Source organism: Moorena sp. SIO3I6 (assembly GCF_010672095.1).
Genome location: NZ_JAAHHU010000261.1, coordinates 1 through 6,671 on the forward strand (window position 1 = coordinate 1; position 6,671 = coordinate 6,671).

Below are 6,671 nucleotides of genomic sequence, written 5' to 3' on the forward strand. Positions count from 1 at the left end.
GATCAGGGTGGTAAAGTTGTTGGGCAAGTAGACGGGATAGGAGGGCTTCTCCCATGACACCGCCACCAATTATGCCAAGTTTTATAGGCAACCCAACACCTCTCTTTTCAACTATTAATGTTATTCATGAAACACTATACACTTGTCAAGTCCTGACGCTTACTGAGCCATCTGATCTGGCTCAGAACCCCAGGCTGGTGACGGAGCTGTCTGACGGGGATTAGGGACTTGGGGAGTAGGTATCTCATGAATCACACCAGACTGAGTACTTACCTGAACACAGCTTGGTGTGAACAAGAAAATACTTTCACCAATACGCTCTTGATGACCATCAATAGCGTAAGTCCCACCAGCCACAAAGTCCACCGCTCGTTGTGCTTGGTCTGGATCCATGATAGTCAGGTTTAAGACCACCGACTTCCGTTCCCGCAGTGCCTGAATCACTTGGGGCATTTCTTCAAACGAACGAGGTTCAATCACTGCCACCTCTGAAATCCCATTGGCTGCTCCAGGCATGCCAATCACATTATTGATCGGAGATGGCCCTACGCCTGCTTCTGATACCGTTGTCCGCTCCCGAGAACGACGTCTTGTCGGACGTTCCTCCTCTGGTGGCGGTTGCACCGGTTGCTCTTGTGGGTAGGGAGTTGGGTAAGCATCCCCCTCCATATCTTCATATTCGTATTCGTATTCCACTGGCTCATTCAGACCGACGAAATCGCGCAGTTTATTAAAAATACCGCTCATAGTCAACTCTCCATCACAACTTTAGTGTAAGCTTCTGCAAAACCGATAATCGACCTTCTCTAGGGCAGCAGTCTTGAGTAGATGCTTAGACTAGAACGTAAACAGTCTAACTTACCCCATAAGCTTACTTAATAATTTTCACCCTTGAGAACACCACAAGGTTATCAATATAGAATATATATCTGCCTTCTGCTTGGGGTGTAGTTGTGGAAACAAACACTTAGCAGAAGGTTATGCCATTATATATAAGAGGGCAATATTGATGATGGATGTGGTTGGGTATATACTACCCCATTACTTGGCTCTAGCCATAACCTAATTTCAGAAAACCCTCACAATCATCGTTTATACCTACTTCTGGCGGTAATATCAGCCCATTCACCTTGTCCGGCTCCAAAGAGTCTCCCAATTAACCCGAACGGGTTTCCTAATGGAACTTATTGGAAGGTTTGCTGATGGATAATCCGAAGCTGCTCATAGTCAGCCGATGAACCACTGCGCCTAAGTAAGCGAAGGCGATTTTCTACCAACAGCCGAGCCTCAGAACGACTGATTGGCTCAAAGGCAATACCATTGGTGGTACTTTTCACCAAAAAGAAAAGTCTCTGGGCATAGATCGTAGTGAACAACTCTTGTTGTTCTTCAACAATGCAAACTCGAAACAGTAGACCAAAATTGGGGTGATGGAGGTAGTTTTCAGAACTCATCAAAATCCATACTAGGCGGTACTTGAGCACCGAACAGTCTGATTTGGGTCAAATAAGTCATTGCCATGACTTACTTTTCCTTAGTCAGGTTAGTGGTATTATGCCAGGGGTTTGGTTAATTAGTTAATTCAGGTCACACTAGGAGTCACCAAGACCCTAACAATTCCTAAAGACTTTAACCAAGTTATAGAGATAATAGCTTGATTAGTGGATTTGAGTTTGCCAGGGAGAACAATTAGGGGATTGGGTCATATTGTTTCTGACACCATAAGATTTCTAAGATCATGGCAATCTGATCTAACTCACCAAGTCTACCCAAATCTTACATAAATACATCTCCCCTACCTTGGTTGAACTGCTCAATACCGATACCAACAGATTTGAGATAGACTGAGGATTGATAAGAATCCCATAGGGAAAGAGGATGGGGAGGAAAAAAATACACTAATAGTTTTGGCAATAGTTTTGGCAATAGTTTTGGCGGTGACTTCGTGAAACTTTAATAAAGATTGCTCAGAAATCCACATGTTTCAAAAATTCTAGGTCGATAATGGTTCTATAAGCTAATGATTCCCCTAGTAATTAGCCAACAAACTATCCGGATTAACGAGTCTAATGACTGAAAAATTGAATGAACAAGAGACAAAAACTATCAGTATAGAGGTGCATCCAGATAATAACTGATTAGGCGTTTTCAGGATGTTATTGATTAAGGGTAAGCATTTTGCTAATAGCCTAATCTCGACCCTGCAATGTTTGTAGGGTCATTATTATGAATTGATAGTGATTTTACAATTGTCCATGTTACTTTGTCTCAATTGCTGGGCATCAAGCGTGAGTAAGTCCTGGTAAATTGGTCACTCAATTTGGTCACTCAATTTGGATAGTAGGCTGACACACTGGGCTGTTAGTCTGTGAACTTCAATCGATAAATCTTTGAGGAGTAAAGTAGAAACATAATGTTTGACTGCATAATCGTTGGTGCGGGACCGGCTGGTGGAACTGCTGCTTATCACCTGGCTAAAGCTGGAAAGTCTGTGGTGGTTCTAGAAAAAGAATCCTTACCCCGGTACAAAGCTTGTAGTGGTGCGGTTTCCCCACAAGTGCAACAGTGGTTTGATTTCGACTTTACACCTGTCATATCTCTAAAAGCTGAGAGTGTACGCTACACCTGGAAAATGGATGATCCAGTAGAGGTGAAACTGGACACTCAAGAACCGGTTTGGATGGTGCAACGAGATGTTTTCGATCACTATCTCATCCAACAAGCCCAAAAACAAGGTGCTGAAATTCGAGATAATACAGCAGTTACAGGGGTAGAGTTTAAGGGAGACCACTGGCAGGTCAACACTGTCAATGGGACTGTGGAAGGTCGCTATGTGATTGCAGCTGACGGTGCTACTGGACCGATGGCAAAATGGTTGGGATTCAAAGAACGTAAATCACGTCTGGCATTAGCCCTAGAGGTGCCCAAATCGGACACCAATAGTACCGAGATCCATTTTGACTTTGGTCAGGTCAAAAATGGCTTTATCTGGAATGTTCCTAAATCCGAAGGTTACTCCATTGGTCTTGCCTCCTTACGGGGTGGTGACCTCAAAGACATCCAAAAGATAGTCAAAGGTTATGCGGAGAAATCCGGCTTAGACCTGAGTAGCTGTCAACAGCACGAAGGTGCAATCTGTGTCTGGGAAGGTCAGGAGAAGCTCCATACACAAAATGCTGTATTAGCTGGGGAAGCTGCTTGTGTGGTGGATCCCATGACTGCTGAGGGAATTCGACCCTCCATGTTTAGTGGGATGAAAGCAGCTGAGGCCATTCAACAAGCTTTGGCAGGTCAAGCTGATGCCTTAGAAAACTATACCCAGGTGATGCAGGAAGAACGGGGAACTGATATGAGTTGGGCTGCTAAGCTCGCTGGTGCGTTCTACAGCTTTCCCGGAATTGGGTACAAAGTCGGCGTTAAAAAACCCGTTGCTACTCAAATCATGCTCAACATTCTGTGTGGGCAATTACGCTACTCCGAAGTAGTAAATCGTGCCATGAAGCGCTTGAACCCATTAAGCGGGGGATAATGGTGATAGGATAATTAATCTTTTCTGGTATCTTATCACGTAAATAGTTGGGGTTGTTGAGGGTGGACGCTTGACTGTCAACCCTCAACCGTCAACAGATAATACCATTAATGTCGGGTAAAAATGACCATACTTGACCCCACCACAGGACTACGGGCAAGTAACTTTCCCTCTAGGTCAGTAATTTCCAACTTGCTAAAGTCTAATTCTTGAGACTGACTCAGCATCCTTTGAGCTAAGGTATTCTGCTGAGCATCGTTGAGTTGGTACCACTCATCATTTACCTTGACCAAGAGCATACTTCTGAGAAAGTTCGCCTCAATTGCTTGAATCAGGTCATTACCGTACTGAGCGGTAATAGCCGCAATTTGATTTTGAATTGCGACAATCAGGCTTTGTTCAGGAGTTAACTCTGGTGTGGGTATGGGTTCCGATTCCACCAGTTGTGATTCCTGAGGAACTTCCAAATTTTGTGGAGAATTAATGGTATCAGCAGGAACTTGTGCCACCTGTGCTGGTGTCTTTGGTAGAAGCGTTAGTGTTGTCCATAGAATGACTACTACCACGCTTGCGATCGCACCAGTCAACATCCAATCAGACAGTTTTTCATTCCAAGCTGCCGGTAGCAAGGAGCGGACTTTTTTTAAGGTGCCATCCCAAAACTGGCCAAGAGTACTAAGAATCGGCAGCAAGCGATTCATTAATCCAGACTTAGGCTCAGAAGACGATAACTTTCCCTTGCCAGTTGTCTGAGGCGATGGACTTGTTGTTTCCAAGCTGTCTTCGGATTTATCTGTCACTGATGGTGTCGGCGGCGTTTGAATTGGTTCATCATTTGCCGCTTCTGGCTGCTGTTTTTGCTCTTCTGACATTATACTTCCTCCCAGGCAGCGCCATTTGTTGATTCAATGGATTAACACTCCTCCTTACTCACTATATGTCGGTTTCGCGTTGCTCAAGCAAGTTGATGTCAGGGGTAAGGCTAACCCCGTATCTATAGCACCTCACCCCTCACAGTCCCCAATTTTTCGGTCAAAATGTTCCCATAATGTTAATGGGAAATTGAAGAGGTATTATACCCAATCAATTTCCCAGTATTAAAGCTCCGTCTTCAAGGTAGGAGGGCTGAGATATTTGCGATTCGGTTATACCGCAGCAAAGTAAACTTTTGATTTAACAGGGTCAGGGTTCATAGTTTTGTCACCTGGTTGCCACCCTGCTGGGCAAACTTCATCGGGATGAGCTTGAACGTATTGAATCGCTTTCAAGGTACGCAGGGTTTCGTCAACGCTACGACCAAAGGAGAGGTTATTGATAGTAGCGTGCTGGATTATGCCCTCCTTGTCGATGATGAATAAACCACGCAAGGCAATACCGGCTTCCGGGTCAAGAACGTTGTAAGCTGTGCTGATTTCTTTTTTGATATCAGAAACCAGAGGATAAGCTAAATCGCCTACACCACCACTCTTGCGGTCAGTCTGAATCCAAGCCAGGTGAGAGAATTCGCTGTCAACAGAGACGCCAAGGACTTCGGTGCCTAGTTCTTTGAATTCTTCAAAGCGATCGCTAAATGCAGTAATTTCGGTAGGACAAACAAAAGTGAAGTCTAGGGGATAGAAAAACACAACGACGTATTTACCACCATAGTCAGACAGTTTAATTGTCTTGAACTCTTGCTCGAATACAGCAGTGGCCGTGAAGTCGGGAGCCAGTTGGCCTACCCGGAGACATCCTTCTGTTGTAGTCATATAGTTATGCTCCTTAAAGTGTGTAGGGTGTCAGTTGGCTACAGATTGCTGATCAAGTGGTGGTCACCTCAAACCGTGCTACCCATACTATTTCTCAAAGTGCTGGCTAAATACATACATCTTGAGAGGGAGTTCATGGATAAGAAAATGATCTACCCAATATCCGATTTTCATGGTCAGACCATGATCTGTAACCAACCACACAAATGGTATCAAATCTAATTGATTATTTACGAACCTTTACAAATATATCATAGTCATAACGATTTTGATTAGTAGGGTTTTCTTCAGGTGCGACAATTATGCGAATTTAATTCTTAATGGTAAGAGCACACCTAAGTATCCAGTATTAGAAAATACTTGATGGAGCTTTATCCTTGATCCTTTCCACTTTATTCTTGATATTTCCCACTTAATCGTTTATAATATTTAATTTATAATTGATCCTAAATCCTTCATCCTTCAAAAATACTCAATTCCAACAGGGTTACCTCCCAAACCAATCGCGGTTGAGCATAACTGAGCAGGTATCGGCGAGCTTGCTCTAGCTTTTTAATCATTTCTGGTTGAGTGTGTGATTGCCAGTAGCAGTGTTGTAAATACTTCACTAACCAAAGCTGAGTGTGGGTATCCAGCTTGTTGTCGATTTCCTTTGCCAGTTCCAATGCTTGACGGGATGTGTGGGGTAACTGGGTAAGTTGGGTAAGTAAGTTTGGAGGCATGGCTTTGAGTTGCTCAAAAGCAGCGATCGCTTCCCCCGGACTTCCCTGGGCAATGGCGAGTACTGATGGTTCCTGTAAAATCTGTTGATGACCGGTTTGCCGCAGCACTGTTGTCATAGTTTCGGGCCCCAGGCGATAAAATGGAATCCGCTGACAGCGAGACACTAGGGTCGGCAACAAAGATTCAGTGTTAGGTGCGATCACTATCAATGTAGCGTTTCCTGGTTCTTCGAGAGTCTTCAGCAAACCATTGGCTGCTGGCTCTGCCATAGTTTCTGCCTGCTCTAGTACCACCACCTTGCGCGATGCTTCTAGAGGAGAATTACTCAGAAACCGAGCAATTTCCCGAATTTGTTCCAACCGAATTTGGGGGGGTGCCTGACGCTGAATTCCTTTTTGGACAGCCTCTGTAGCAGAAACAAGTATACCATTGTGGAGATAGGTTGGCTCTACCCACAATACATCTGGGTGATTGCCCTGAATAAGTCGTTTTTTAATTGAGACTTGCCCATCAGCGGGGATACCTTGACAAAACAACTGTTCAATAAAAGCCCGTGCTACCAGACTCCGCCCCACCCCAGATGGACCGGCAAACAGGTAGGCAGGGGCAATGCGGTTGGTTGTAATTGCTCCGTGCAATAATGCGATCGCTTGGTCTTGCCCTAGGATAAA

At 44.5% G+C, this 6,671-nt stretch carries 7 protein-coding genes; 1 reads left to right on the forward strand and 6 read right to left on the reverse strand.

The annotated features are described in order from the left end of the window. Positions 1-159: 159 nt before the first annotated feature. The 3 genes from F6K49_RS33315 to F6K49_RS33325 all read right to left on the reverse strand — a co-directional run bounded on the left by F6K49_RS33315 (position 160) and on the right by F6K49_RS33325 (position 1,914). Positions 160-747, reverse strand: coding sequence for a cell division protein SepF (locus F6K49_RS33315; protein ID WP_293025031.1), 588 nt, complete (start codon positions 745-747; stop codon positions 160-162). Positions 748-1,184: 437 nt separating this feature from the next. After that, positions 1,185-1,454, reverse strand: coding sequence for a transcriptional coactivator PipX (gene pipX / locus F6K49_RS33320; RefSeq protein WP_293025033.1), 270 nt, complete (start codon positions 1,452-1,454; stop codon positions 1,185-1,187). A gap of 322 nt (positions 1,455-1,776) precedes the next feature. Next, the gene (locus F6K49_RS33325; RefSeq protein ID WP_293025035.1) at positions 1,777-1,914 is read right to left on the reverse strand and encodes a hypothetical protein; all 138 of its coding nucleotides are present in this window, start codon (positions 1,912-1,914) and stop codon (positions 1,777-1,779) included. Positions 1,915-2,413: 499 nt separating this feature from the next. Here F6K49_RS33325 and F6K49_RS33330 point away from each other — a divergent pair, with 499 nt between their 5' ends. Beyond that, positions 2,414-3,529, forward strand: a complete 1,116-nt coding sequence (locus F6K49_RS33330; protein WP_293103551.1) for a geranylgeranyl reductase family protein — start codon at positions 2,414-2,416, stop codon at positions 3,527-3,529. Positions 3,530-3,636: 107 nt separating this feature from the next. On the opposite strand, the gene F6K49_RS33335 is transcribed toward F6K49_RS33330, so the two are convergent. The 3 genes from F6K49_RS33335 to holB all read right to left on the reverse strand — a co-directional run bounded on the left by F6K49_RS33335 (position 3,637) and on the right by holB (position 6,668). Continuing rightward, entirely contained in the window at positions 3,637-4,401 is a 765-nt protein-coding gene (locus F6K49_RS33335) for a hypothetical protein (protein ID WP_293025039.1), read from the reverse strand. A 273-nt stretch (positions 4,402-4,674) separates the two neighbouring features. After that, a complete protein-coding gene (locus tag F6K49_RS33340; RefSeq protein WP_293025041.1) occupies positions 4,675-5,277 on the reverse strand; it encodes a peroxiredoxin in 603 nt (200 codons plus the stop codon). Between the two features lie 455 nt (positions 5,278-5,732). Next, positions 5,733-6,668 carry a DNA polymerase III subunit delta' gene (gene holB / locus F6K49_RS33345; RefSeq protein ID WP_293103558.1) on the reverse strand — a complete coding sequence of 312 codons (936 nt, stop codon included), beginning with the start codon at positions 6,666-6,668 and terminating at the stop codon, positions 5,733-5,735. Positions 6,669-6,671 lie beyond the last annotated feature (3 nt).